The sequence below is a fragment of the Streptomyces sp. NBC_01335 genome (genome assembly GCF_035953295.1).
Lineage (GTDB): Bacteria > Actinomycetota > Actinomycetes > Streptomycetales > Streptomycetaceae > Streptomyces.
The window spans coordinates 6835686-6859333 of sequence record NZ_CP108370.1 but is presented as its reverse complement, the minus strand read 5'-3'; the positions used below and the strand labels follow the sequence as shown (position 1 = coordinate 6859333).

Sequence of the window (23648 nt, the reverse complement as noted above, 5' to 3'; positions counted from 1 at the left end):
GCGGTTCAGTTGGGGCGCTTGCCGTGGAACACCAGCTCGATCATGGTGTGATCGGGGTCGTGGATGTAGCAGAACTTCGACTGGTTCTCGGGGCGTTCGATGGGCCGGGTGTGCCGGATGCCCAGGTCGGCGAGGTGCTCCATGAAGTCGTCCCAGTCGTCGACCTCGACGGCGAAGTGGTAGGGCGCCATCCGGTCCATGTCCTCGACCGGGGTGAAGTGGAGGTCGAAGTTGCCGCGCGTCATCAGCACCACGCGGGTGTTGGACTTCGGCATGATCCGCTTCATCCCGAAGACCCGCGCGTACCACTCGGCGGTCCGGTCGGGGTCGGTGGTGGGAAAGTTGACGTGGTGGATGTAGCGGGGTTCCTTGCTCACGGGGTGCTGCCTTTCGGGGAGTTGGCGTGCGGACTCCGGGCCGCGCAGGGGCGGTCGGGCTCGGCCAGGACGGTGTTCGACAGGACGCCGATACCGCTGATCTCGACGTCGACCGTGTCGCCCGCCTCGATCTGGGCGGTGGACTCGGCGCCCATCCACAGCACGTCGCCGGGGTGCAGGGTGATGTGCCGGGTGATCTCGACCATGAAGTCGTAGGGGTCGAAGACCATGTCGCCGGTCGGGAACAGAGCGCGGGTCTCGCCGTTGACGCGCAGCGTGGTGGTCTGCGCCAGGGCGTCGACGTCGGTCTCGATCCAGGGGCCCATCGGCTTGAAGGTGTCGCTGTTCTTGGCTCGCCAGAAGGTGCGGTCCTCGTGCTGCCAGCTGCGGGCGCTGACGTCGTTGCCGATCGTCCAGCCGAAGACGGCGTCCCGCGCCTGTTCGTACGTGGCGTGCCTCAGCGTCCTGCCGACGACCGCGACCAGCTCCGGTTCGGCCTCGAACCGGCCGCGTACCCCCGCGGGTTTCACGATCGCCGTGCCGTGGCCGGTGAGCGCGTTGTTGGCGCGGTAGCCGGCCTCGGGGCGCTCGGGCGTGGTTCCTGCCTTGTCGCCGAGCAGCCGGGCGTGCTCGATGTGGCGCGGGTAGTTCATGCCGGCGGCGTAGAAGACGGGCGGGACGACGGGCGGCAGCCAGTCGGCCTCGGTGAGCGGGATGGTGCCGATGACGGTGGGGTCGCCGTCCAGCGGGGAGTCGGAGAGCAGGCGTACGGAGTCGTGCTCCACGCGGCCCCAGACGGCCCGGCCACCCACCCGGACTCGGGTGTATCGCATGGCGGCTCAGTCCGTCAGCAGGTGGGAGACGCGCTTGGTGACCAGGTAGGCGTCCAGGCCCTCCGGGCCGCCTTCGCGTCCGTAGCCGCTGGCCTTGACCCCGCCGGACGGTGCCTCGTGGACGGATCCGCCGCAGTGGTTGAGGGAGAGGATGCCGGCCTCGAACTCGCGGGTGAGGCGCTCGGCGGTGGCGGCGGAACGGGTGAAACCGTACGCGGCGAGTCCGTAGGGCAGCGAGTTGGCGATCCGCAGGGCCTCGTCGAGATCGCGGAACGCGACGATGGGAGCGAGCGGGCCGAAGGGCTCGTCGGACATGAGCGCGGCGTCCTCGGGGACGTCGGTGAGGACGGTGGGGGCGAAGAAGTAGCCCGCACGGGCGAGGCGTTCGCCGCCGGTGCGGATCTTCGCGCCCCTGGCGACGGCGTCGGCGGTGAGTTCCTCCATCGCCCGCAGTCGGCGTTCGTTGGCGAGCGGGCCCATGGTGACGCCCTCGTCGAGCCCGTCGCCGACGACGACCGCCTCGGCGGCACGGACGAACTCCTCGGTGAACTCCTCGACCAGGCTCTCGTGGACCAGGAAGCGGCTGGGGGAGGTGCAGACCTGGCCGGCGTTGGCGAACTTGGCGGCGGCGGAACGGCGGGCGGCGGTCACCGGGTCGGCGTCCGCGCACACGATGACCGGTGCGTGGCCGCCCAGCTCCATGAGCGACGGCTTCATCTCGGCCCCTGCGGCCGCGGCGAGCAGCTTGCCGACCGGCACCGAGCCGGTGAAGGCGACGAGCCGGGTGGCGGGGTGCGCGATGAGGTGGGCGGAGACCTCGGCGGGCTCGCCGAAGACGAGGTTGAGTACGCCTGCGGGCAGCCCGGCGTCCTCGAAGCAGCGGACCAGCGCGACGGCGGTGCCGGGGGTCTCCTCGGAGGCCTTGATGACGAGGGAGCAGCCGGCCGAGAGCGCCGCGGCGATCTTCCGCATCGGTGAACCGGCGGGGAAGTTCCACGGGGTGAAGGCGGCGACCGGGCCGATGGGCCGGCGGCGGACGGAGAGCAGGGTGCCGTCCTCGGAGGGGATGATCCGGCCGTAGGCGCGGCGGGCGTCGTCGGCGTCCCAGCGCAGGGCTCCGGCGACCCGCTTCGCCTCCCCGGCGGCTTCGCGCAGCGGTTTGCCCTGTTCGCGGGTCATGATGCGGCCGACCTGGTCGGCGCGGGAGACGAGCAGGCCGGCGGCCTCGTGGAGGATCGCGGTGCGCTCGGCCACGGGAGTGTCGCGCCAGAGCGCGAAGCCTGCGGCCGCCGCTTCGGCGGCGCGGTCGAGGTCGGCGGTGGTGGCGAGCGGGACGTGTCCGATCACGGTCTCGGTGGCCGGGTTCACGACCGGTACGGTCGCTCCGGCCCCGCCCTCGCACCATTCGCCCGCTATGTACATGCGGATGGCGGGGTAGTCGTCGTGGGTCGTCATGGGTGCGTGTGCCCTCTCACGCTCGGCGGGTGGGTGTCGGGAGGCGCTGGGTGCCGGGAGACGGCGGGTGCCGGGAGACGGCGGGTGCCGATGCCGGGAGGCGCCGGTGGCGGGAGACGCCTGATGCCGGGAGACGCCCGATGTCACATGGCGGGATCGCGGGCCCGTCAGGAGGCGGGGGTTCCGGAGGCGTCACGGGACGTGCGCAGGGTCCAGATGTGGTGCGGCGGGGTGGTCTCGTGGACGCGGGTCTCGTACGAGGCGTCGACGCGGTCCATGTCGGCGGCGTACTCGACACGGCCGCCGCAGGGGGCGTGGACGAAGCGGAAGACGTTGGAGCCGACGGTGTGCCGGCCGAGCCTGCGGGCTTCCTGCCAGCCTTGGGCGATCATGTGGTTGCCGCCCTCGATCACGTCGTCGAACCCGGGGACCTCGTAGCTGACGTGGTTGACGCCGGCCCGGTCCGGGCGGTGGCAGAGCAGGAAGTTGTGCTGGTCGTCGTCGCCCTCGCACTGCATGAAGGTGCCCATCGGCTTGACGATGTCGGTCGCCCGGAAGCCGAGCCGGTCGAGGTAGAAGGCGACGGCCTCCTCCTGCCCGGCCTTGGGGATGTTGAGGGCGACGTGGCACATGCGCAGCGGCCTGACCCGGCCGACCGGGTCCAGCGGCGTGTTCCAGCGGCGCACGCTGCCGGAGGTGTTGGCCTCGCGCGGTCCGTCCGCCGTGTCGAGTGCCTTCGGGCGGGCGAGGGCGAGGCCGAGGCCGAAGCCGGTCTCGTCCCGGGTGCGGTGCACCCCGTCCCCGGCGCGGGTGACCTCGCGGTCGACGGCGACCCGGGCGACGAGCTTCGCCAGTTCCGCCTCGGTGTCGACGCCCCAGACCACCTCGCGGAGGGTGGGGCCCTCTTCCAGGGCGGGCGGCAGAGCGGGGTCGGGGAGGGTGTCGAGGTGGAGCGTCTGGCCCGCCAGGGTCTCGAACGTGGCGCGGGTGGCGGTGCGTTCCCCGGGGGTCAGCCCGAAGTCGGTGAAGAAGCGGACGCATGCGTCGAGATCGTCGATGCTGTAGGTGACCGACTCTATTCTCTGGATTCCCATGAGCTCCTCGTTCCGCGGGCACAGGGCGCCCGACACCGGCCCGGTCAGCCTAGAAATCGGGACGCACGGCCTCAATGGCCCGGCATTTCGAATGGTGCAATCATTTCTTGCACGGACGGTCGCGCCGCCCGGTTGCCACGGAGAGGACTCAGGCTTCACATGGCGGGAATCGGGTTCTCCGAGAACCACTTCGCGAGGAATTCCAGGAAGACGGTCACCTTGCGCGGCGTCTCCTGGCCGGGGCCGTAGATCGCGTACAGCGGCCGGTCGGGCACCGCGAGTTCGGGCAGCAGCACCCGGAGCGCGCCGGAGAGCAGGTCGTCGTAGGCCGGCCGCTGCGGGAGCAGGGCGATCCCCCGGCCGTGCACGGCCGCCTTCTGCAGGGCGATGTAGGAGTTGGACGAGAACGCCACGTTGCGGATCTTGTGCAGGGTGCTCGCGTGGCCGTGCCCGACGCGCCAGACGGGGTCGTTGACGTGGACCAGGCAGTCGTGGACGGCGATGTCGTTCGGGTGGCTCAGCGTCCCGTGCTCCTCCAGGTATCTCTCCGACGCGCACAGCACGAAGGGCAGCGAGGCGATTTTCTTCAGACGGACGCTGGAGTCCCGCAAGTCCCGCGTGTGGAAGGCGATGTCGAATCCGCCGTCCAGGAAATCGTAGGTGCGGTCGGAGATTCCGCCCAGCTCGAAACGGACGACGATTTTCGGATGGGCGACGGAGAAGGCCGATATGGCGTCACCGAGATCGAGACTGCCTATCCACTTCGGGCAGATGATGTTGAGCGATCCCTCCGGCCGGTCGTGGAGCTGCGCGATGTGGGAGTCCTCGGCGGAGATCTCCTCCAGGATGCGCGCCGCGAACTCCGCGTAACGGAGTCCGGGCTGGGTGAGGCTGACGGAGCGGGCCGTGCGGTTGACGAGGCGGACCCCGATCTGGCGTTCCAGTTCCGCGACGTGGCGTGAGACGAGCGATCCCGAGGAGCTCAGCGCTTTGGCCGCCCCGCTGAAGCTGCCGATGTTGGCGACGGTGACGAAGCTGCGCATGAGGAGCAGACGGTCCATGGTGGTACCTCCGGCCGTGCACGGCCCCGGTGGTGGCAGGGCCGTGTGTGGCGGGTTGTGCGGGCGGAGCCTCCGCGCGGCGCTCCGGAACGGGGATCACTCAGTGGGTGCGCGGAATGGGATGTGCCGGAACGGGGTGTCGCGGAACGCTGTGTCGCGGGCCCGGGTGCCCGGAGTCCGTCGGGTGGCCTTCGATCGCGCGATCGAAGGTCGCCCGGCGCGGACTCAGGGGCAGTACTGCGGAGCCTTGTCCAGGTTGTCCTTGGTGACCAGCAGGATCGGCGTCTTGTCGATCTTGCTGATCTTCTTTTTGTCGAGCAGTCCTATCGCATTGTTCACCGCAAGGGAACCCGTGCTCATGGCCGAGTTCGCCACGGTTGCGGAGAGTTCGCCCTTCTCGATCCCGTCGAGACCCCGGTCGGTGCCGTTGACCGTGACGATCTTGACGTCGGCGCCGGCCGCCGTGAAGGCCGTGCGGGCGGCGAGCGCCATCTCCTCGTTGGCGACGAAGGCGTAACCGAGATGCGGGTGCGCCTGGATCATGTTCTCCGCGACGTCCTTGGCCTTGGCCGCGTTGAACATGCCCGGCTGGTTCGCGACGACCTTCGCGGTGGCCGGCAGCGCGTCGGTGAATCCGGCGACCAGCATGTCGGAGGCGGCACCGGGGGCACCGGCGATCACGCCGACCTCCACGGACTTGCCCGCGGCGTCCTTCTCGACCCATCCGGCGTCCAGCGCGCCGACCGCGGTGAGGTCCACGACGACCGCGCCGAGGATCTGGGAGGGGTCGTCGGTGACGACGGAGGTGAGGAAGATCGGTATGTTGGCGCTTCTGGCCTTGGCGATGTCGCCCTTGAGCGCGTCGACGTTCACGGTCTGCACGATGAGCGCGTCGACGTTGCGCGAGATCATGTCCTCGATGTTGGACAGTTCGGTGCCGGGGTTCTGGTGCGAGTTGGCGGTGTAGATCTTCGCGTCGCCGTTCTTGGCCGTGTCCTCCACCGCCTTCTGGAGGCAGGTGTGGAACTCGGTGTCTCCGCCGTTGACGAAGCCGAGGGTGACGGCGTCGCCGCCCTGACCGGACTGGCCGCTGCAGCCGCTGAGGGCCAGCGCGGCTCCCACGACGGTCGTGGCCAGCACTCTTCGCGGGTGGGTGGACAGGCTCATGGTGTGTCGCCTTTCGTGGCGTGCGTGGGACATCGGTGGCCGTGCACGGAGTGGGTCGCGGTGCGGGAATCGCGGACCCGTCCCGGAGTACGTCAGTGCCGGGACTTCTTGTGGAGCTGGTTGGCGATCGCCGCGACGAGCAGGACCGAACCGACCGAGATCTGCTGGAAGTAGCTGGACACCTGCAGCAGGTTCAGGGCGTTGGCGACGACGCCGAGCAGGACGACGCCGAGGGCGGTGCCGACGACGGTGCCGCTGCCGCCGGCGAGCGAGGTTCCGCCGATGACGACGGCGGCCACGGCGGTGAGTTGCAGGGTGAGACCGCCCGTTCCGGGGCTGCTCGCGCCCAGCCGGGACAGCAGCATCAGCCCGGCGAGTCCGGCGAGGGTGCCGGCCAGCCCGTAGAGCAGGAGCTTGTTCCGGTTGACGCCGATGCCGCTGAGGCGGGCGACGTGCTCGTTGCCCCCGATGGCGAACGCGTCGCGGCCGAAGACGGTGAACTTCATGACCAGACCGGCCACCACCAGTACCAGGACCGCCACGATCAGCAGGTAGGGGATGCCGAGGATCTTGCCGTTGCCCAGCGAGGAGAGGTGGGTGCCGATCGACACGCTCAGACCGTCCAGGACGAGCAGCGCGACTCCGTCCAGCAGGGTGGCCGTCGCCAGGGTGGCGACGAACGGTGCCACGTTCGTGTAGGTGACCACGAGCCCGTTGACCAGGCCGATGAGGGTGGCCAGCACGAGGGAGACGAGGACCGTCACGGCGGTGGACTCGCCGTGTGCCAGCATCTGGGCGGCCACCGCCGTGACGACGGCCGCGTTGCTGCCCATCGAGAAGTCCATGCCTCCGGCCGTCATGAGCAGCGTGAGACCGGCGGCGAGCACCGCGGACACGCTGACCTGGCGGAGGATGTTGATGAGGTTGGTCGAGGTGGCGAACGAGTCCGTCTCCAGGCTCGCGAACACCACCACGATGATCAGCACCGCGACGAGTCCCGCGTGCGGGACTCCGAAGAGGGCCCGCAGCGAGGTGCGTGAACCGGAAACGGTGTCCGGGGTGCTTTCCTTCGCTCGGGGCTGTACCGGGGGCGCTTCGAGGCTCACTTGCTCTGTCCTCCGAGGGCGAGGGCGACGAGTTGGTCGCGGGTGATGGTGTTGACGTCGTGTTCGGCGACCGCCCGTCCCCCGCTGACGACGATCACCCGGTCGGCCAGCCGCATGACCTCCTCGGCGGAGGAGGAGGCGAGCAGCACGGCGACACCGCGTGCGGCGAGGTCGTCGACGAGCGTGTGGATGTCCGCGATGGCCGCGATGTCGACGCCGTTGGTGGGGTCTTCCAGGAAGCAGGCGACGGGCGCGGTCTCCAGCCACTTCGCCAGCAGGACCTTCTGCTGGTTGCCGCCCGAGAGGCGGCCGACGGCCGGGTTGCGGGTCAGGGAGACGACTCCGTAACTCTCCCGCCGCGGGGCGGCCCGGCGGGTGAGCGCGGACCGGCGCTGGAGGCGGCGCCGGTCCAGGCGGTCGCTGGCCAGCATCAGGTTCTCGTCCAGCGAGAGTTCCGGGATCAGGCCGAGGGCCCTGCGGTCGCCGGTGACGCAGCGCAGACCGCTGGCGAGCGACCGGGGTATCCGGCCGAAGGGTACGGGCTTGCCGTCCACGCTCATCTCGCCCGAGTCGGGGCGCCGGCGACCGGAGAGCAGGTCGAAGAGGCGGGACTGCGCGTCGCCGGCGGGTCCGAGGACGGCCACGATCTCGCCCTTGCGCACCTCGACGGCGAAGTCCTCGATGGTGCGGCCGTGCGTGAGCCCCCGGACCGCGAGGCCGGTCTCCCGTGAGGGTGCGGGGCGTCGGGGGCGGGTGGAGACGACGTCCCGGCCCACCATGTCGCGCACCAGCCCGGCGGCGTCGGTGCCGGCCGCCGGACCGCTGTGCACGACCGCGCCGTCCCGCAGGACGGTGACGTGGTCGGCGACGGAGAGCACCTCGTCGATGTAGTGCGAGATGTAGACGACGGCCATGCCCTCGTCCCGCAGGGTCCGGACCAGCGCTCTGATCCGGTCGGCGGCCTCGGCGCCGAGGCAGGCGGTCGGCTCGTCGAGGATGAGGACCTTCCCGCCGCGCCGGACCTCGCGAGCGACCTCGACCATGGTCTGCTCCGCGACGGTCAGCCCGCCCGCGGTCCGCTCCACGTCGATGGCGATGCCGAGGTCGGCGAGGGCCTTGCGGGCCTGCTCCCGGACCGACTTCCAGGCGACGAACGCGCGGGGGGCGGGCAGGTCGCCGAGGAGGATGTTCTCGGCGACGGTCAGCTCCATGACCAGTTCGCGGCGCTGGGGCACGGTCGAGATGCCGAGCCGTCGGGCCTGCCGTGTCGTCAGGCCCGGCTGCGGCTGCCCGTCGATCTCGACGGTGCCGCCGTCCGCCTGGTGGACTCCGGCCAGTACCTGGACGAGGGTGGACTTGCCGGCCCCGTTCATCCCCATCAGGGCGTGGATCTCGCCCGGCCTGATGTCGAGGGAGACTCCTTTGAGGGCGGCGGCCCCGCCGAAGCTCTTCCTGAGGTCGCGGATCCTGACCACCGGCTCCCGGGGCGCCTCGACGGCAGTGGTGGTGCTCTGGTGCGGCGCGGTACCGGGTGTCACGTCACGACTCCCTTCGGTACGTCGGTCGACGGGCGGAGTCACGGCTGTGACCGCTCCCCGTCACCGGCGACGCGGGCGAAGCCGCGGATGTCGGGGAACGGCGGCTCGCGGTCGGCCTGGAGGTCCACCTGGAAGGTGTTCAGGCACATGCCGAGCATGGTGAAGTTGCCCAGCGAGCCGATGGCGTCGACCAGGCCCTGGGAGCCGAAGTGCTGGTGGGCGGCGGCGAAGGTCTCGTCGGAGACGAAGTGCTTCTCCAGCACCTCCTGGCAGAAGCGGTAGAAGGCGGTGTCCGCCTCGTCGTCGAACTCCGGGGTGCGCCGCTCGGCGATCGCGTCCACGGCGGCGGCCGGTACACCGGCCTCGATCGCCGCCTTGACGTGGGCGTTCCAGGAGTACTGGGCGTCCCAGTTGCGGGCTGCCATCAGGAGGGTCAACTCCCGCAGGTGCTTGGGCAGGTCCGAGTCGAATCGGACGAACGCGCCTAGGGACTCCACGCGTTCGCAGAGCTCGGGGCTCTGCAGCCAGACCCGGAACGGTCCGCGCACCCCGCCACGACGAGCGGTGATGCGGGCGTGGAGCTCCTGCTGGTGCTCGTTCATCTCTTCGGTACGGAGAACGGGGAGGCGCATGGCCGGTCCCTGCCTTTCGATCTGCGACACAATCTCGAAATGTGCGATGGCAGCAGACCGTACATCCGGCTGGTAGAGGCTCACCCTTCTCGGAACGCAAGGTAAAGGTGCGCATCCGGGGCCTGTCAGCGGGGCGCGTTTCCCCTAACGTCGGACGACGTCTCTCGCCGTCGAAAGGGTTTGCGCATGAGTGTCATCGTCAAGGCCGCCTCCGTCCCCTTGCTGGACCGGGGAGGTTCGATCGTGACGACCCCGCTGGTCACGACCGTCTCGGCGGCCGGCGAGAATCGGATCACCAGCGGAATGAGCGTTTATCCGGTCGGTTCCGGGGCGCCGATGCACGCGCACAACTGCGACGAGCACGTGACGATTCTCGAAGGAGAGGCGGAAGTGCTGGTGGAGGGCTCCGTGACTCGTTTGGAGCGCTACGACACCACGTACATCCCCTCCCCTGTCCCCCACCTCTTCCGGAATGTCGGCGACACTCCGCTGCGCATCCTGTGGGTGTACACCTCGGGGACGGTGACGCGCACGTTCACCGACACCGGGGTGACGGTGGAACACCTCTCGGCGGAGGACCTGATGGGGCGCTGAGCGGCAGGTGCCCGGCCGCGTACGCGCGGGGCGGCCGTCGACGGGTTCGGCGCCGGAGTCCGCGGCGGGCGGCCGCCCGCGTACGCGGGCGGCCGGCCCGGTCGGGCCGCCCGTACTCCCGGGTCGCACACGCCGACGGCCGCTCCTACTCAGCGTCCGCGCGCGAGAGCGCCTCGGAGATCAGGCGGGTGGCGAAGTCGGGGTCGTCGGTGATGCGGTTGATGTGCTCCGCGAGCAGGAACGCGGTGGCCTCCAGCGGGTTCATCTCCACCTTGGCCCACTCCCCGAACTGGCCGCGCCATAGGCTGGGGCTGAGTCCGGTGGCGGCGGCGATCACCAGGCCGGCCATGGTGGGGATGGTCTCGGGCCGGATGCTGACGGGCATCATGCGCATCGTGGCCACAAGGTGGGGGACCACGTACTCGACGACGTCCTTCTCGTGCTCCTCGTGGGCCTTCCGCAGCCACGTCATGAACATGTAGATCAGGGTGCACGCGCCGTCCAGCATGTCCCTGGCCCCTTCGGGCCCCAGGGAGGCGACGAACTGGTCGCTCAGTTCCTGCTGTTCGGGATCGGTCTCGCCCTCGCGGACGTGGATGGTCCTGAGCCGCGAGTCGATCATCATGAGCGCCGCGCCCACGTCGCCGGCGGGGGCGTGCGCGGGGTCGTAGAGCGATGACACAGAAGTCCTCCTCGGGGGGGGTCGGCCCGCGGCCGGCGTGTCCGTACGGTGGACGGCCGACGGGGCGCGGCCCGTGGGTTTCGGAGACCTTCACCCGGCCGTGGCTCCTTCCGTCACCGCCGTGCGCGCCCGGGCGATCACGACGGGCGATCCGTCCACCGGTGCCTGAAGGACGTCGGCCTCCACCCCGTACAACTCCCGGACCAGGGAGGCGGTCACGGTGGTGCGCGGGTTTCCCCGGGCCACGACGCTGCCGTCCTTCATCGCGACGAGGAGGTCGGAGTAGCGGGCGGCGGCGGCCAGGTCGTGCTGGACCATGACGACCGTGCGGCCGGCGCGCGCTACCTCGCGGACGAGTTCCAGGACCTCCACGACGTGCCCCAGGTCGAGGGCGCTGGTGGGTTCGTCGAGCAGGACCACGGGGGTCTGCTGGGCGAGCACCATGGCGAGCCAGCAGCGCTGGCGCTGGCCGCCGGAGAGCCGGTCGAGCCGCTCACCGGCCAGCTCGGTGGTGCCGGTGGCCTCCAGCGCCTCGCGCACCGCGTTCTCGTCCGCGCGCGACCACTGCCGCAGCAGGCCCTGGTGGGGGTGGCGGCCGTACCGTACGAGCCCAGCGACGGTCACCGCCTCGGGGGCGCGGGGCGACTGGGGCAGCAGGGCGACGCGGCGGGCGGCCGGGCGGCGGCCGAGCGTCCAGATGTCCGCGCCGTCGGCGTGGACCGTGCCGGACTCCGGCTGGTGGAGCCGGGCGACGGCGCGCAACAGGGTGGACTTCCCACAGCCGTTGGGGCCGACGATCGAGGCGACCCGGCCCGCGGGCACGGTGAACCCCGCGTCCTTGACGACGGTACGGCCGGGGTAGGAGACGTGGAGCCCGCGGACTTCGAGGCCGCCCGGCGCGTTCTTCGTGGAGGTGTTCACTACGGAGGTGCTCATGACGGGGGTGTTCATGCCTTTGCTTCCGTGCGGTCCGAGCGGAAGAGGACCCAGAGGAGGAAGGGCCCGCCGAGGACGCTGGTGACGACGCCGACGGGGAGTTCGACGGGGGCGGCGACGCGGGCGAGCGCGTCGGCCGCGGTGACGAGGGCGGCTCCGGCCAGGCCCGCGCCGAAGACCGGTACCCGGGTGGGCCCGGCCAGCCGCTGCGCGAGGACGGGGGCGCCCAGCGCGATGAAGGCGACCGGTCCGCCGACGCCGACGGCGACCCCGGCGAGCAGCACGGCCAGGACGAGTGCGGCGGCGCGTACCCGGCGCAGGTCGACGCCGAGGGTGGCGGCCATGTCGTCGTCGAAGCGCAGCAGTTGGAGCCGGTGTCCGGCCGCGAGGGCGAGCGGGACGAGGAAGCAGAGGGCGATCAGCAGGGGCGTACCGGCTTCCCAGTCACGCCCGTTGAGGCTGCCGACGGCCCAGAGGAACACCCCGCCCGCCGAGTTGTCGTTCTCGCGGGACATCACGAGGTCGCTGACGGCCCCGACGAAGGTGGAGACGCCGATGCCGGTGACGAGGACGCGGTAGCCGGCGCTGCCGGCTCCGCCCGCGCAGAGCACGACGAGCGCGGCGGCGGCGACGGCGCCGACCGGGCCGAGCCACCACATGCCGACCATGCCGGTGGACGTACCGGCGGCCGCCGCGACGACGGCCGCCGTGGCCCCCTCGTTGACGCCCACCAGGTCCGGGGTGGCGAGCCGGTTTCCGGCGAGGGTCTGGGTGAGGCAGCCGGAGATGCCGAGCGCGGCGCCGACCATGATGCCGACGAGGACGCGGGGCAGCCGGAATTCACGGACGACCATCACGGTGCCCGCGTCGCCGGTGCCCAGCAGTCCGGAGAGGGTCTGCGTCGGGCTCATGCCGGAGGAGCTGGCCAGCACGGCGAGCGCGACGAGCAGCGCGAGAACGGGAACGAGGAGCGCCGCGACGAGGGCGCTGCGGCGCGGGAAGAGCCAGGAGAGGCCGCCGGTGCGCAGCACGGTGGAGTCGGGCGGGGTGAGGTCCGGCGGGGCCGGGTTCTGCTGGGGGAGGCCGGCGGCGTCGGGGCGGGGCGCGACGGGCGCGGGCCGGGTGTTCCCGGTCATGCGGCGGCCCCCGCGGTGGAGAGGCGGGACGAGCGGGCGATCCAGACGAGCAGGGGGCCGCCGACGAAGGCGAGGAGCACGCTGACCGGGGTCTCCCAGGGGCGGATGACGATCCGGGCGAGGATGTCGGCGAGGATCATGACGTCCGCGGCGATCAGCGCGGAGAGCACGAGTTGGGCGCCCATGGACGCGCCGGCCAGGGCGCGTGCGGCGTAGGGCGCGAGCAGTCCGAGGAAGGCGATGGGCCCCGCGACCGCGACCGCGCACCCGGCGAGCAGCGACACGGCGACGGCCACCACGAGGCGGATGCGCCCGGGGTGGTGGCCGAGGGAGCGCGCTCCGTCGTCGCCGAGGCCGAGGGCTGCGAGCGGCCGGACGCAGCAGCCCGCGGTGAGCAGGCCGAGCGCCACCAGGGGGACGAGGGGCACCAGTTGTCCGGTCTCGACGCCGGCGAGCGAGCCGATGGTCCAGTAGCGGTAGGTGTCGAAGGTGGACTGCGTGCCCAGCAGGACGTACGAGGTGAGGCCGTGGAAGGTGGCGCTGAGCGCGGCACCGGCGAGCACCAGGCGCAGCGGTGAGCCCGCGGCCCGCCCGGAGGCGGCGAGCAGGAGGACGACCGCGCTCGCCGCCATGCCGCCGAGCAGCGCCCAGACGAGCAAAGCGCCGGAGGAGTCGGCGTGGAAGAAGGTGAGTCCGAGGACGACGGCGAACGCGGCGCCGGAGTTGACGCCGAGCAGCCCGGTCTCCGCGAGGGGGTTGCGGGTGGCGGCCTGGAGGAGGCAGCCGGCGGAGCCGAGGCAGAGGCCCACCAGGATCCCGGCGAGAGTGCGCGGGAGGCGTACGTCCACGACGGCGAGGCGCAGTTGGGCGTCGGCGCGGGCGGACGGATCGCCCCAGAGGTACGCCCAGGCCCGGGCGGGCGGGGTGGAGCCCGTGCCGGTCAGCAGGGAGGCGAGGACCAGGCCGAGCAGGGCGACGAGGGCCACGGCGGCCCACCTGGCCGGATGACGCCCCCCGCTCTCCGCTCCGGCGGCCCACCTGGTCGGGCGCGGGTCTCCGGCCTCCGCTCCGGCGGTCCGGTCCGGACGCAGGTCCCCGCTGCCCGTTCCGGCAGTCCGGGCCGGATGCGGCTCTCCGCTTCCCGTTCCGTCCGGATCCCCACGAAAGGCCCTCGATGTCCGGGTTTTCACCCTCCCTGGAGGGCCCTCTTGCGCATTGAACATATGGTTAGCCTAACCTAAGTACCGGACGCCCCGGCCGAGGGACCCCTTCTGCCGTTCCGGCCGGGATTCGTCGTGCCCGCACGTCGCCCGTCCCCCCTGACGGGGCGTCGGCACCTGCCCGCTCCACCCTTCCTACGGAGGTTTCCGGCCATGACGCCGAACCAGTCCCCCGCTCCCCGCCGCACCGTCCGCCCGCTGGCCGCGGTCGCCGTCCTCGGCATCTGCGCGCTCACGGCGACCGCCTGCGGCTCCTCGGACTCGGGTGCTGCGTCCGGCGGTTCCGACAAGAAGAGCACCACGACCGTCACCGACGCGGCCGGCACCGAGGTGACGGTTCCCGCCGATCCCTCGCGGGTCGTGGTGCTGAGCGAGATGGACCTCGACTCCTCGCTCACGCTGGGCGTGAAGCCGGTGGGCCTCACGGCGGGGCGCGGCCAGAAGGGCGCCCCGGCGTACCTGACCGAGAAGGCCGAGGGCATCCCGGTGGTGGGCGCGGTCACCGGCCCGGACATCGAGAAGGTCGTCCAGGCCGACCCCGACGTGATCCTCGCCGGTCAGATGACGGACACTCAGGTGCTGGCCCAGCTGCGGAAGATCGCGCCCACGCTGGTCACCATCGGCGACGACAAGGACTGGAAGAAGTCCCTGTCGCTCACCGGCGAGGTGCTCGGCAGGGCCAACGCGGCCGACGCCTTCCTCGCCGACTACGACACGAAGGTCGCCGCACTCAAGAGCGACCTCGGGCCGGAGGCCGGAGCCAAGGTCTCCGTGGCCCGCTACTCCCCGCAGGGCTCCGCCGTCATGCAGCAGGGCGTGTTCATCAGCGACGTGCTGAACGACCTCGGCTTCACCCGGCCGGGCATCCAGGCCGAGAAGGGCGAGGGCCACTCCACGCCGATCAGCGACGAGAACCTCGCCGAGATCGACGGTGACTGGCTCTTCATCGGCACCCTGACCTCGACCGGCACCTCCGGCGTGGTCGACCAGCTCTCCGCGAAGCCCGCCTACCAGCAGCTCGGCGCCGTCAAGGCCGGTCATGTGACCGAGATCGACGGCTCGATGTGGACGAGTCTCGGCGGCGCGCAGGCCGCCGTGAACGTCCTGGCCGACCTCCGGAAGGCCATGGTCAAGTGAGCACCGGGTTCGACGGAAGGCTCGCGCTCGTCACGGGCGCGGGGCGGGGCATCGGCGCGGCCGTCGTCGCCTCCCTCGTGGAGCGCGGCGCCCGGGTGGTGGCCACCGACATCACCTCCGGGGGCATCGAGGCCCTCGCGCGGAAGTACGGCTCGCGGGTGGTCGCCCGCCCGCTCGACGTCACGGACGCCGAGGCCGTCGAGGCGGCGGTCGAGGAGGCCGAACAGGCCCTCGGGCCTCTGGAGTTCGCGGTCAACGTGGCCGGCGTGCTGCGCAACGCCGACGTCCTCGACACCACGGACGCGCACTGGGCCGCCACCTTCGCCGTCAACGTCGACGGGGTGTTCCACGTCTCGCGTTCCGCCGCCCGGCGGATGGCCGCGCGCGGCCGGGGCGGCATCGTCACCGTCGCCTCCAACGCGGCGGGCATCCCGCGCGCCGGCATGGCCGCGTACGCCGCGTCCAAGGCGGCCTCGGCGATGTTCACCAAGTGCCTCGGTCTGGAGATGGCCGCGCACGGCGTCCGCTGCAACAGCGTCTGCCCCGGCTCGACCATGACCGACATGCAGCGCGCCATGTGGGCCGATCTGGACCCGGCGGACGTGACCGCCGCCGCGGACCGCGTCGTCGCGGGCGACCTCGCGGCGTACCGGACGGGGATTCCGCTCGGCCGCATCGCGGACCCCGCGGACATCGCCGACGCCGTGACGTTCCTGCTGTCCGACCGCGCCCGCCACATCACCATGCAGGACCTGTACGTCGACGGCGGCGCCACCCTCCGGGCCTGACCCCCGCCCCCTCGGCCCCCCGGTCCCCCTGTCTCACCGCTCCGCCGCCGACCGTGGCGGGAGCCCTCCACCGCAGGAGACACCCATGTCCACCTCCGTGCACGAGTCCCCCACCGCCGCCCCCGCCCTCACCCACCCCGACTCCGTCACCCCCGGAGCGGCGACCGCGCTGCTCGACGCCTACCGGCCCGGCACCGACCGCTTCGTGGCCTCGCCGACGCTCACCCTGCTCGGCCGCGGCGTGCTCGCCGAAGTGCCGCACGGTACGAACCCGGTGGAGGAGCGCGTACGCGACGCCCTGCACGCCCAGCGGCGGGCGGGGAACCCCGCGCCCGTCGTCGTCGGCTCCATACCGTTCGACGCGGACGCCCCCGCCGCGCTGGTGGTCCCCGAGTCCGTCCGGTGGGCGCCCGCGCTGCGCCGGGATCCGCTGGTGGCACTGCCCGCTCCCGCCGCCGAGGACGGCGGCTCCTGGCAGGTGCGCGAGGTCCCGGCCGCCGCCGCGTACGCCGAGGCCGTCGCCTCCGCCGTACGCCGCATGCGCGCCGGGGAGTTCGCCAAGGTGGTGCTGGCCCGCACCCTGGAGCTGACCGCCCCCGCCGAGCCGGACCTGCCCGCGATGCTGAGCCGGCTCGCCCGCCGGGACCCCGGCGGCTATACCTTCGCGGTGCCCACCGGCCCCGGCCGTACCCTGATCGGGGCGAGCCCCGAGCTCCTGGTCGCCCGGCAGGAGGGTCGGCTCGTCGCCAACCCGCTGGCCGGTTCCGCGCCGCGCAGCCCGGACCTGGCCGAGGACGTCCGCCGGGCCGCCGCGCTGCTGGACTCCCCCAAGGACCTGCACGAGCACGCGGTGGTGGTGGCCGCCGTGCGTGAGGCCCTCGCCCCGTTCTGCACCCGCCTCGACGTGCCCGAGCGCCCTACCCTCGTACGCACCGCCACCATGTGGCACCTGTCGACGACGCTCACCGGCGACCTCCTGGACACGGACACCACCGCGCTGCGGCTCGCCGCCGCCCTGCATCCGACCCCGGCCGTGTGCGGCACGCCCACCCCGGCCGCCCGCGCCGTCATCGCCGAGTCCGAGCCGTTCGACCGGGGCGCCTACACCGGCATGGTCGGGTGGCAGGACGCGGACGGCGACGGCGAGTGGGTCGTCACCATCCGCTGCGCCGAGGCCGAGGGCCGCTCGCTGCGCCTGTTCGCCGGGGCCGGTGTGGTGGCCGACTCGTCGCCCGAGGCGGAGACCGCCGAGACCGGGGCGAAGTTCCGCACCTTCCTGAACGCCGTAGGAGCCCAGCTGTGACCGCCACCGAGCATGACCCGCACACCCCGGGGGGCCCTGCCGCGCTCGTGCACGAGCACGACCCGCTCACCCCGGGGGGCCCTGCCGCGCTCGTGCACGAACACGACCCGCTCACCCCGGGAGGCCCTGACGCGCCGACCTGGCCCGCCGAGTTCGCCGCGCGCTACCGCGCCGCGGGGTACTGGCGCGGTGAGACCTTCGGCGACTTCCTGCGCGAACGCGCCACCGCGCACCCCGACCGGACGGCACTGGTCGACCCGGCACCGGTCCGCCGCACCTGGACGTACCGCGAACTGGACGAGAGCGCCGACCGGCTGGCCGCCGGGTTCGCCGCCCGGGGCATCGCCAAGGGCGACCGGGTCGTCCTCCAGCTCCCGAACATCGGCGAGTTCATCGAGGTCGTCTTCGCGCTCTTCCGGATCGGCGCGCTCCCCGTGTACGCCCTGCCGGCGCACCGGGAGACCGAGATCGAGCACTTCTGCGCGTTCTCCGAGGCCGTGGCGTACGTCGTACCCGACCGCCACGCTGGCTACGACCACCGTGAACTCGCCTCGCACGTCAAGAAGCTGACGCCCAGTCTGCGTGAGGTCTTCGTGGTGGGCGATCCGGGCGAGCACACCGCGCTCGCCGACGTGCCGGTCGAGCCGACCGGCACGATCGAGGGTCCCCGCTCGCACGAACTGGCCTTCCTCCAGCTCTCCGGCGGCACCACCGGCGTCTCCAAGCTGATCCCCCGCACCCACGACGACTACATCTACTCGCTGTGGGGGTCCAACGAGATCTGCGGGGTCGACGAGGGGACCAGGTTCCTGGTGGTCCTGCCCGCCGCGCACAACTTCCCGATGAGCTCGCCCGGTTGGCAGGGCGTGCTGTACGCGGGCGGCACCGTCGTACTGAGCCCCCGGCCCGACCCGGCCACGGCCTTCCCGCTCGTCGAGCGGGAGCGGATCACCATGACCGGCATGGTGCCCCCGCTCGCCCTGGTGTGGACGGACGCGGCTCCGGCGGCGAAGGAGGACCTGTCGAGCCTGGAACTGATCCTGGTCGGCGGTGCCAAGTACAGCGAGGAGGCGGCCCGGCGCCTCGGCCCGGCGCTGGGCTGCCGGTTGATGCAGGTCTTCGGCATGGCCGAGGGACTGGTCAACTACACGCGGCTGGAAGACGACGAGGAGACGATCGTCACCACCCAGGGCCGCCCGATCTCGGCCGACGACGAGGTCCGCGTCGTGGACGACGCCGACCGGGACGTCCCCGAGGGCGAGTGGGGCCATCTGCTCACCCGGGGGCCGTACACGATCCGCGGCTACTGGCGGGCCCCCGACCACAACGCGCGGGCCTTCACCGAGGACGGCTTCTACCGGACCGGCGACATCGTGCGCCGCACCCCCACCGGCCACCTGGTGGTCGAGGGCCGGGCGAAGGACCAGATCAACCGGGGCGGCGAGAAGATCGCCCCCGAGGAGGTCGAGAACATCGTCCTCGCTCACCCCGCCGTCCACGACGTCTCGGTCGTCGCCGTCCCCGACCCGTACCTCGGCGAACGCTCCCTCGCCTACGTCGTCCTCCGCGAGGGCGCCGGACCGCTGAAGTCCGTCGAGATCAAGCGGTTCGTCCGCGAGCGCGGCATCGCCGCGTACAAGGTCCCCGATCTGGTCGAGTTCGTCGACGCGTTCCCGCAGACCGGGATCGGCAAGATCAGCAAGAAGAGCCTGCGGTCCGCCGCCCCGGCTCGGCACCACGAGGAAAGGCCCGTTTCCATGGCACTGCCCGCCATCGCCCCGTATCCGCTGCCCACGGCGGAGGAGTTGCCCGCCAACCGGGTGGCGTGGACGGTCGATCCGTCCCGTGCGGTGCTGCTCGTCCACGACCTGCAGAACCACTTCCTGAAGGCGTTCCCGGCCGGCGAGCAGCCGCTGACCGGCATGCTGGACAACACGGCCCGGGTGCTCGAGAAGTGCCGCGGCCTGGGTGTCCCGGTGGTGCACTCGGCGCAGCGCGGCGGCCAGACCCCCGAGGAGCGCGGCCTCCAACTCGACTTCTGGGGGCCCGGGGTGGCGGACGACCCGGCAGCCCTCGCCGGGCCGGAGCAGGTGGCACCCGTCGAGGGCGAGAACGTCATCACCAAGTGGAAGTACAGCGCCTTCGTCCGCACCGAACTGAACGCGCTGATGCGGGAGCAGGGCCGCGACCAGCTGATCGTCGTCGGCGTGTACGCGCACATCGGCGTGCTGATGAGTGCCGCGGACGCGTGGCAGCGCGACATCCAGGCGTTCGTCGTCGCCGACGCGGTCGCCGACTTCTCCCGGGCGGACCACGACATGGCGCTGCGGTACGCGGCCGGCCGTTGCGCCGTGGTGACCACCGCCGACGCTCTCTTCCAGGAGGTCTGAGCCGATGCCCCTCACTCTTGAGCTGATCCGCGCCGACATCGCCGACTCCCTCGGCGAGGACCCCGAGGACATCCCGGTCGACGAGAACCTCGTCGACTACGGGCTGGACTCGGTACGCATCATGGCGCTGCTGGAGCGCTGGCGCCGCGAGCACGGCGTGGAAGCCGCCTTCGCCGATCTCGCCGAACAGCCCGCCGTGGAGGCGTGGTTGCCGCTGCTGGGGGCCTCATGAGCACCCCGGCGACGAGCCTCGACGCCCCGCGCGCCAACGCCTCCGACGCCGAAGCCCCGGCCGCTGAAGCCCCGGACACCGTACTGCCGTTGACCGCCGCCCAGGCGGGCATGTGGTACGCCCAGGCACTCGACCCGCTGAGCCCGGCGCTCAACACCGCGGAGTGCGTCGAGATCGACGGCCCCGTCGACCCGGAACACTTCGCCGCCGCTCTGGCGCAGGTGGCCTCCGAGGCCGACGCGCTGCGCATCCGGGTGGAGGACTCCCCCGGCGGACCCCGGCAGCGCGTGCGCGCCTCTGTCGAACTGCCCTTGTATATCGCGGATTTGCGGGCGGAGAAGGACCCGGACGAGGCCGCCGGGGCGTGGATGCGGGAGGATCTCGCCCGCTCCTGCGACCTGGCCCTGGGCCCGGTGTTCGGGCACGCGCTCTTCCGCGTGGGAGAGGAACGGTGGCTGTGGTACCAGCGCATTCACCATCTCGCCATGGACGGTTTCGGCTACTCCCTGCTCGTGCGCCGCACCGCCGAGGTCTACAGCGCGCTGGCCGCCGGCGGGGCGCCCGAGCCGACGCCGTTCCGGCCGCTGGCCGAACTCGTCGCGCAGGACGCCGAGTACCGTGCCTCCGATGCCCTCCCGGCCGACCGGGCGCACTGGAGCGAGGCGTTCGCCGACCGTCCCGAAGCACCCCGGTTCGCGGGGCGCGGCGCGCTGCCCTCCCGGACCTCGCTGCGCCGCACGGCCTCCCTTCCGGCGGAAACGACGGAGCGGATACGGGAGTTGGCTTCCCGGTTGCGGGCGACCTGGCCGGAGGTGCTGATCGCCGCCCAGGCCGTCTACGCCTCCCGGGCCACCGGCCGCTCGGACGTCGTGCTCGGGCTGCCCATGATGGGCCGTATGGGTTCGGTCGCCCTGCGGGTGCCGGGCATGGTGATGAACGTCCTGCCGCTGCGCCTGGAGGTCTCCCCCGAGGCCGACTTCGCGCAGCTGGTGCGCCAGGTCGTGCTGGGCATCCGCACGGTGCGCCGCCATCAGCGCTACCGCTACGAGGACATCCGCCGCGATCTCGGTCTGCTCGGCGAGAGCCGCGCGCTGGTCGGCCCGCTGGTGAACGTCATGCCCTTCGACTACGACGTACGCTTCGCGGGCGCCCCGGTGCGGGCCCGTAACCTCTCGGCCGGCCAGGTCGAGGACCTCACCGTCAACATCTACGACCGGGCCGACGGCCGGGGTCTGCTCGTCGACTACGACGCCAACCGGGCCCTCTACACCGAGGACGGCCTCGCGGCCCACCAGGACCGGTTCACCGGTCTCGTCGCGCGGCTCGCCGAGGCGGACCCGCGTCTGCCGCTCGCCACGCACACCGTCGCCACTGCGGGCGAAGCCTCCCTGATCCTGGAGGAGTTCAACCGTACGGAGCGCGCGCTCCCGGCGACGAACCTGATCGGCCCCATCGAGGCGCAGGCCCGCCGGACGCCCGCCGCGACGGCCCTGGTGTACGGCGAGGAGTCGCTCACGTACGCGGAGCTGAACGCCCGCGCCAACCGGCTGGCCCGGCATCTGCGGACGCTCGGCGCCGGCCCGGACAGGGTGGTGGCCCTCTCGGTCCCCCGGTCGGTCGAGCTGATCGTGACGCTGCTGGCGATCCTGAAGACGGGCGCGGCCTATCTGCCGCTCGACCCGGACTATCCGGAGCAGCGCCTGCTGGACATGCTGGAGGACGCCGCGCCGGTCTGCGCGGTGACCGACCGGGCGGGCAGGCTGCCGGACGGCGGCGCCATCCCGCTCGTCGTGCTGGCGGGTCTCGACGTCTCGGACCGGCTGCCGACCGACCTGTGCCGCCCGCTCACTCCCGCCCACCCGGCGTACGTCATCTACACCTCGGGCTCCACCGGCCGCCCCAAGGGGGTCGTCGTCCCGCACGGGGCGATCGACAACCGGCTGCGGTGGATGCAGGACACCTACCGGCTGACCGCCGAGGACCGGGTGCTGCAGAAGACCCCGTCCTCGTTCGACGTGTCGGTGTGGGAGTTCTTCTGGCCGCTGCGCGAGGGGGCGGCCCTCGTCGTCGCGGAGCCCGGCGGGCACCGCGATCCGACGTATCTGGCCCGTCTCGTCCGCGAACAGGCCGTCACAACCCTGCACTTCGTGCCGTCGATGCTCCAGGTCTTCCTCGCCGAGCCGGAGGCCGCGCGGTGCACCGGCCTGACCCGGGTGTTCTGCAGCGGCGAGGCGCTGGCCCGCGAGACCGCGAACCTCTTCGCACGTACGCTGCCGGGCGTCGGGCTGCACAACCTGTACGGTCCGACCGAGGCGGCGGTCGACGTCACACACCACACCTGTGGTGCCGAGGGCAGCGGACCGGTGCCCATCGGGCGCCCGGTGTGGAACACCCGGTTGTACGTGCTGGACGCGGCGCTCCAGCTCTGCCCGCCCGGAGTGCCCGGCGAACTCTTCCTAGCAGGACGGCAGTTGGCCGACGGCTATCTGGACCGCCCCGAGCTGACGGCGGCCCGTTTCGTGGCCGACCCCTTCGGCCCGGCCGGCAGCCGCATGTACCGGACCGGTGACCTGGCGCGGTGGACCGCGAACGGCGAGGTCGAGTACCTCGGGCGCACCGACCACCAGGTGAAGTTGCGGGGCCAGCGCATCGAACTCGGTGAGATCGAGGCGGCGTTGTCCGCACAGCCCGGTGTGGAGGGCGCCTGTGCCCTCGTGCGCGAGGACGACGGCGGCGAACAGCGCCTCGTCGGTTACGTCCAGGGGCGGGCGGACCCTGCCGAGGTGCGGGCCGCGCTGGCGCGCGTACTGCCGGACCACATGGTCCCGGCGGCGGTGGTCGTCCTCGCGGCGTTCCCGCTGAGCCCGGCCGGCAAGCTGGACCGACGCGCCCTGCCCGCACCGGTGTTCACCGGCGGCAAGGGGGCCCGGCGCCCGTCCGGGGCGCTGGAGGAGAAGCTGACCCGGCTCTTCGCCGACGTCCTCGGCGTCGAGGGGGCCGGTCCCGACGACGCCTTCTTCGACCTCGGCGGCACCTCACTGCTCGCGATGAAGCTGGTGGCCCGGGTACGGGAGGAGTGCGCGACGGAGCTGACGATCGGCTCCCTCTTCGAGACGCCGACCCCGGCCGCCCTGGCGGCACGCCTCGCGGGTCCGGGCGCGGGCGCCGACGACGCGCTGGACGTCCTGCTGCCGCTGCGCGGCGGCAGCGGCCGGCCCCCGGTCTTCGCGTTCCACCCGGCGGGCGGTATCGCCTGGTGCTACGCGGGCCTCTCGGCCCGTCTCGGTGCCGGACAGCCGCTGTACGCCGTCCAGGTGCGCGGACTGACCGACGACGAGCCCCTGGCGGCGACGCTGCGGGACCAGGCCGTCGACTACGCCGCGCGGCTGCGTGCCGTCCAGCCCCGAGGACCGTACCGGCTGGTGGGCTGGTCGGTGGGCGGTGTCCTCGCGCAAGCCGTGGCGGTGCTGCTCCAGGAGGCGGGCGAGGAGGTCGAACTCCTCGCGCTGCTCGACGCGTTTCCGTCCGAGATGTGGCGCGCGCGCCCGGCCCCCGAGGAGGGGGACGCGCTCACGGCGGTGCTGCGGATGGCCGGCTTCGAGCGTACGGACGAACAGACCCGTGACGACGTCCTGGCCACCCTGCGCCGGGCGGGCAGCCCGCTCGCCGGGCTCAGCGACCGCACCCTGTCCAGGATCGTCGACATCGTCCCGCACCACGCACGGCTGATGCGCGAGCACCGGCACGACACCTTCCGGGGCGACGTGCTGTTCTTCACGGCCGCCGCACCGAGGGCGGAGGACTGGCTCACCCGGGAGGCCTGGCGCGCCCATGTGACGGGCGAGATCGTCAACCACGATCTCGACTGCACCCACGCGCGGCTCCTCCAGGGCGATAACCTCGACACCGTCGCGACCGTCCTCGCGGCCCGGCTGAAGGAGCTCGACGGATGACCGAACCGACCGCC

The 23648-nt window shown here is 72.3% G+C and carries 20 protein-coding genes and 1 pseudogene; 8 read left to right on the top strand and 13 right to left on the bottom strand.

The features are described 5' to 3' along the window. Window positions 1–5: 5 nt before the first annotated feature. The 9 genes from OG599_RS29275 to OG599_RS29235 all read right to left on the bottom strand — a co-directional run bounded on the left by OG599_RS29275 (window position 6) and on the right by OG599_RS29235 (window position 9263). Window positions 6–377 (bottom strand): VOC family protein, encoded by a 372-nt coding sequence (locus tag OG599_RS29275; RefSeq protein WP_327178965.1) that lies wholly within the window; start codon window positions 375–377, stop codon window positions 6–8. Next, the gene (locus tag OG599_RS29270; RefSeq protein WP_327178964.1) at window positions 374–1210 is read right to left on the bottom strand and encodes a fumarylacetoacetate hydrolase family protein; all 837 of its coding nucleotides are present in this window, start codon (window positions 1208–1210) and stop codon (window positions 374–376) included. The genes OG599_RS29275 and OG599_RS29270 overlap by 4 nt, the downstream gene beginning before the upstream one ends. Window positions 1211–1216: 6 nt before the next feature. Continuing rightward, window positions 1217–2665: an NAD-dependent succinate-semialdehyde dehydrogenase gene (locus OG599_RS29265; RefSeq protein ID WP_327178963.1), complete on the bottom strand. Its 1449-nt coding sequence runs from the start codon at window positions 2663–2665 to the stop codon at window positions 1217–1219. Window positions 2666–2832: 167 nt separating this feature from the next. Further along, window positions 2833–3759 (bottom strand): VOC family protein, encoded by a 927-nt coding sequence (locus OG599_RS29260; RefSeq protein ID WP_327178962.1) that lies wholly within the window; start codon window positions 3757–3759, stop codon window positions 2833–2835. A 155-nt stretch (window positions 3760–3914) separates the two neighbouring features. Then, a complete protein-coding gene (locus OG599_RS29255) occupies window positions 3915–4820 on the bottom strand; it encodes a LysR family transcriptional regulator (protein ID WP_327178961.1) in 906 nt (301 codons plus the stop codon). Window positions 4821–5045: 225 nt separating this feature from the next. After that, window positions 5046–5987 carry a sugar ABC transporter substrate-binding protein gene (locus OG599_RS29250; RefSeq protein ID WP_327178960.1) on the bottom strand — a complete coding sequence of 314 codons (942 nt, stop codon included), beginning with the start codon at window positions 5985–5987 and terminating at the stop codon, window positions 5046–5048. Window positions 5988–6079: 92 nt separating this feature from the next. After that, window positions 6080–7093, bottom strand: coding sequence for an ABC transporter permease (locus OG599_RS29245; protein ID WP_327178959.1), 1014 nt, complete (start codon window positions 7091–7093; stop codon window positions 6080–6082). Continuing rightward, the gene (locus tag OG599_RS29240) at window positions 7090–8631 is read right to left on the bottom strand and encodes a sugar ABC transporter ATP-binding protein (RefSeq protein ID WP_327178958.1); all 1542 of its coding nucleotides are present in this window, start codon (window positions 8629–8631) and stop codon (window positions 7090–7092) included. The genes OG599_RS29245 and OG599_RS29240 overlap by 4 nt, the downstream gene beginning before the upstream one ends. A 38-nt stretch (window positions 8632–8669) precedes the next feature. After that, window positions 8670–9263, bottom strand: coding sequence for a carboxymuconolactone decarboxylase family protein (locus OG599_RS29235; RefSeq protein WP_327178957.1), 594 nt, complete (start codon window positions 9261–9263; stop codon window positions 8670–8672). 186 nt (window positions 9264–9449) lie between these two features. On the opposite strand from OG599_RS29235, the gene OG599_RS29230 reads away from it, so the two are divergent. Then, window positions 9450–9857, top strand: coding sequence for a cupin domain-containing protein (locus OG599_RS29230; RefSeq protein WP_327178956.1), 408 nt, complete (start codon window positions 9450–9452; stop codon window positions 9855–9857). Between the two features lie 145 nt (window positions 9858–10002). Here the strand turns inward: OG599_RS29230 and OG599_RS29225 are convergent, their stop codons facing one another. The 4 genes from OG599_RS29225 to OG599_RS29210 all read right to left on the bottom strand — a co-directional run bounded on the left by OG599_RS29225 (window position 10003) and on the right by OG599_RS29210 (window position 13597). Then, complete coding sequence (locus tag OG599_RS29225; protein WP_327178955.1) at window positions 10003–10539, bottom strand: hypothetical protein; 537 nt, start codon at window positions 10537–10539, stop codon at window positions 10003–10005. Between the two features lie 90 nt (window positions 10540–10629). Continuing rightward, the gene (locus OG599_RS29220; RefSeq protein ID WP_327178954.1) at window positions 10630–11475 is read right to left on the bottom strand and encodes an ABC transporter ATP-binding protein; all 846 of its coding nucleotides are present in this window, start codon (window positions 11473–11475) and stop codon (window positions 10630–10632) included. 11 nt (window positions 11476–11486) lie between these two features. After that, window positions 11487–12611 carry a FecCD family ABC transporter permease gene (locus tag OG599_RS29215; protein WP_327178953.1) on the bottom strand — a complete coding sequence of 375 codons (1125 nt, stop codon included), beginning with the start codon at window positions 12609–12611 and terminating at the stop codon, window positions 11487–11489. Beyond that, a complete protein-coding gene (locus OG599_RS29210; protein WP_327178952.1) occupies window positions 12608–13597 on the bottom strand; it encodes a FecCD family ABC transporter permease in 990 nt (329 codons plus the stop codon). Before OG599_RS29210 ends, OG599_RS29215 begins: the two co-directional genes overlap by 4 nt. A gap of 387 nt (window positions 13598–13984) precedes the next feature. On the opposite strand from OG599_RS29210, the gene OG599_RS29205 reads away from it, so the two are divergent. From OG599_RS29205 to OG599_RS29175, 7 genes and pseudogenes are all read left to right on the top strand, one after another. After that, window positions 13985–14968 (top strand): iron-siderophore ABC transporter substrate-binding protein, encoded by a 984-nt coding sequence (locus OG599_RS29205; protein WP_327178951.1) that lies wholly within the window; start codon window positions 13985–13987, stop codon window positions 14966–14968. Further along, window positions 14965–15756, top strand: coding sequence for a 2,3-dihydro-2,3-dihydroxybenzoate dehydrogenase (locus OG599_RS29200; RefSeq protein ID WP_327178950.1), 792 nt, complete (start codon window positions 14965–14967; stop codon window positions 15754–15756). The genes OG599_RS29205 and OG599_RS29200 overlap by 4 nt, the downstream gene beginning before the upstream one ends. 85 nt (window positions 15757–15841) lie before the next feature. Then, entirely contained in the window at window positions 15842–17059 is a 1218-nt protein-coding gene (locus tag OG599_RS29195) for an isochorismate synthase (protein WP_327178949.1), read from the top strand. A 92-nt stretch (window positions 17060–17151) separates the two neighbouring features. Further along, a pseudogene (locus tag OG599_RS29190) lies at window positions 17152–18792 on the top strand ((2,3-dihydroxybenzoyl)adenylate synthase); the annotation flags it as partial. Between the two features lie 24 nt (window positions 18793–18816). Continuing rightward, window positions 18817–19449 (top strand): isochorismatase family protein, encoded by a 633-nt coding sequence (locus OG599_RS29185; protein WP_327180230.1) that lies wholly within the window; start codon window positions 18817–18819, stop codon window positions 19447–19449. 4 nt (window positions 19450–19453) lie between these two features. Then, window positions 19454–19681, top strand: a complete 228-nt coding sequence (locus tag OG599_RS29180; protein ID WP_327178948.1) for a phosphopantetheine-binding protein — start codon at window positions 19454–19456, stop codon at window positions 19679–19681. Further along, complete coding sequence (locus OG599_RS29175; protein WP_327178947.1) at window positions 19678–23634, top strand: amino acid adenylation domain-containing protein; 3957 nt, start codon at window positions 19678–19680, stop codon at window positions 23632–23634. Before OG599_RS29180 ends, OG599_RS29175 begins: the two co-directional genes overlap by 4 nt. Window positions 23635–23648 lie beyond the last annotated feature (14 nt).

What these genes read in the sequence shown, in the direction of transcription:
- OG599_RS29270 (WP_327178964.1), bottom strand. Translation starts at nt 1,210, where the DNA reads ATGCGATACACCCGAGTCCGGGTGGGTGGCCGGGCCGTCTGGGGCCGC.
- OG599_RS29265 (WP_327178963.1), bottom strand. Translation starts at nt 2,665, where the DNA reads ATGACGACCCACGACGACTACCCCGCCATCCGCATGTACATAGCGGGC.
- OG599_RS29260 (WP_327178962.1), bottom strand. Translation starts at nt 3,759, where the DNA reads ATGGGAATCCAGAGAATAGAGTCGGTCACCTACAGCATCGACGATCTC.
- OG599_RS29255 (WP_327178961.1), bottom strand. Translation starts at nt 4,820, where the DNA reads ATGGACCGTCTGCTCCTCATGCGCAGCTTCGTCACCGTCGCCAACATC.
- OG599_RS29250 (WP_327178960.1), bottom strand. Translation starts at nt 5,987, where the DNA reads ATGAGCCTGTCCACCCACCCGCGAAGAGTGCTGGCCACGACCGTCGTG.
- OG599_RS29235 (WP_327178957.1), bottom strand. Translation starts at nt 9,263, where the DNA reads ATGCGCCTCCCCGTTCTCCGTACCGAAGAGATGAACGAGCACCAGCAG.
- OG599_RS29230 (WP_327178956.1), top strand. Translation starts at nt 9,450, where the DNA reads ATGAGTGTCATCGTCAAGGCCGCCTCCGTCCCCTTGCTGGACCGGGGA.
- OG599_RS29220 (WP_327178954.1), bottom strand. Translation starts at nt 11,475, where the DNA reads ATGAGCACCTCCGTAGTGAACACCTCCACGAAGAACGCGCCGGGCGGC.
- OG599_RS29215 (WP_327178953.1), bottom strand. Translation starts at nt 12,611, where the DNA reads ATGACCGGGAACACCCGGCCCGCGCCCGTCGCGCCCCGCCCCGACGCC.
- OG599_RS29205 (WP_327178951.1), top strand. Translation starts at nt 13,985, where the DNA reads ATGACGCCGAACCAGTCCCCCGCTCCCCGCCGCACCGTCCGCCCGCTG.
- OG599_RS29195 (WP_327178949.1), top strand. Translation starts at nt 15,842, where the DNA reads ATGTCCACCTCCGTGCACGAGTCCCCCACCGCCGCCCCCGCCCTCACC.
- OG599_RS29185 (WP_327180230.1), top strand. Translation starts at nt 18,817, where the DNA reads ATGGCACTGCCCGCCATCGCCCCGTATCCGCTGCCCACGGCGGAGGAG.
- OG599_RS29180 (WP_327178948.1), top strand. Translation starts at nt 19,454, where the DNA reads ATGCCCCTCACTCTTGAGCTGATCCGCGCCGACATCGCCGACTCCCTC.
- OG599_RS29175 (WP_327178947.1), top strand. Translation starts at nt 19,678, where the DNA reads ATGAGCACCCCGGCGACGAGCCTCGACGCCCCGCGCGCCAACGCCTCC.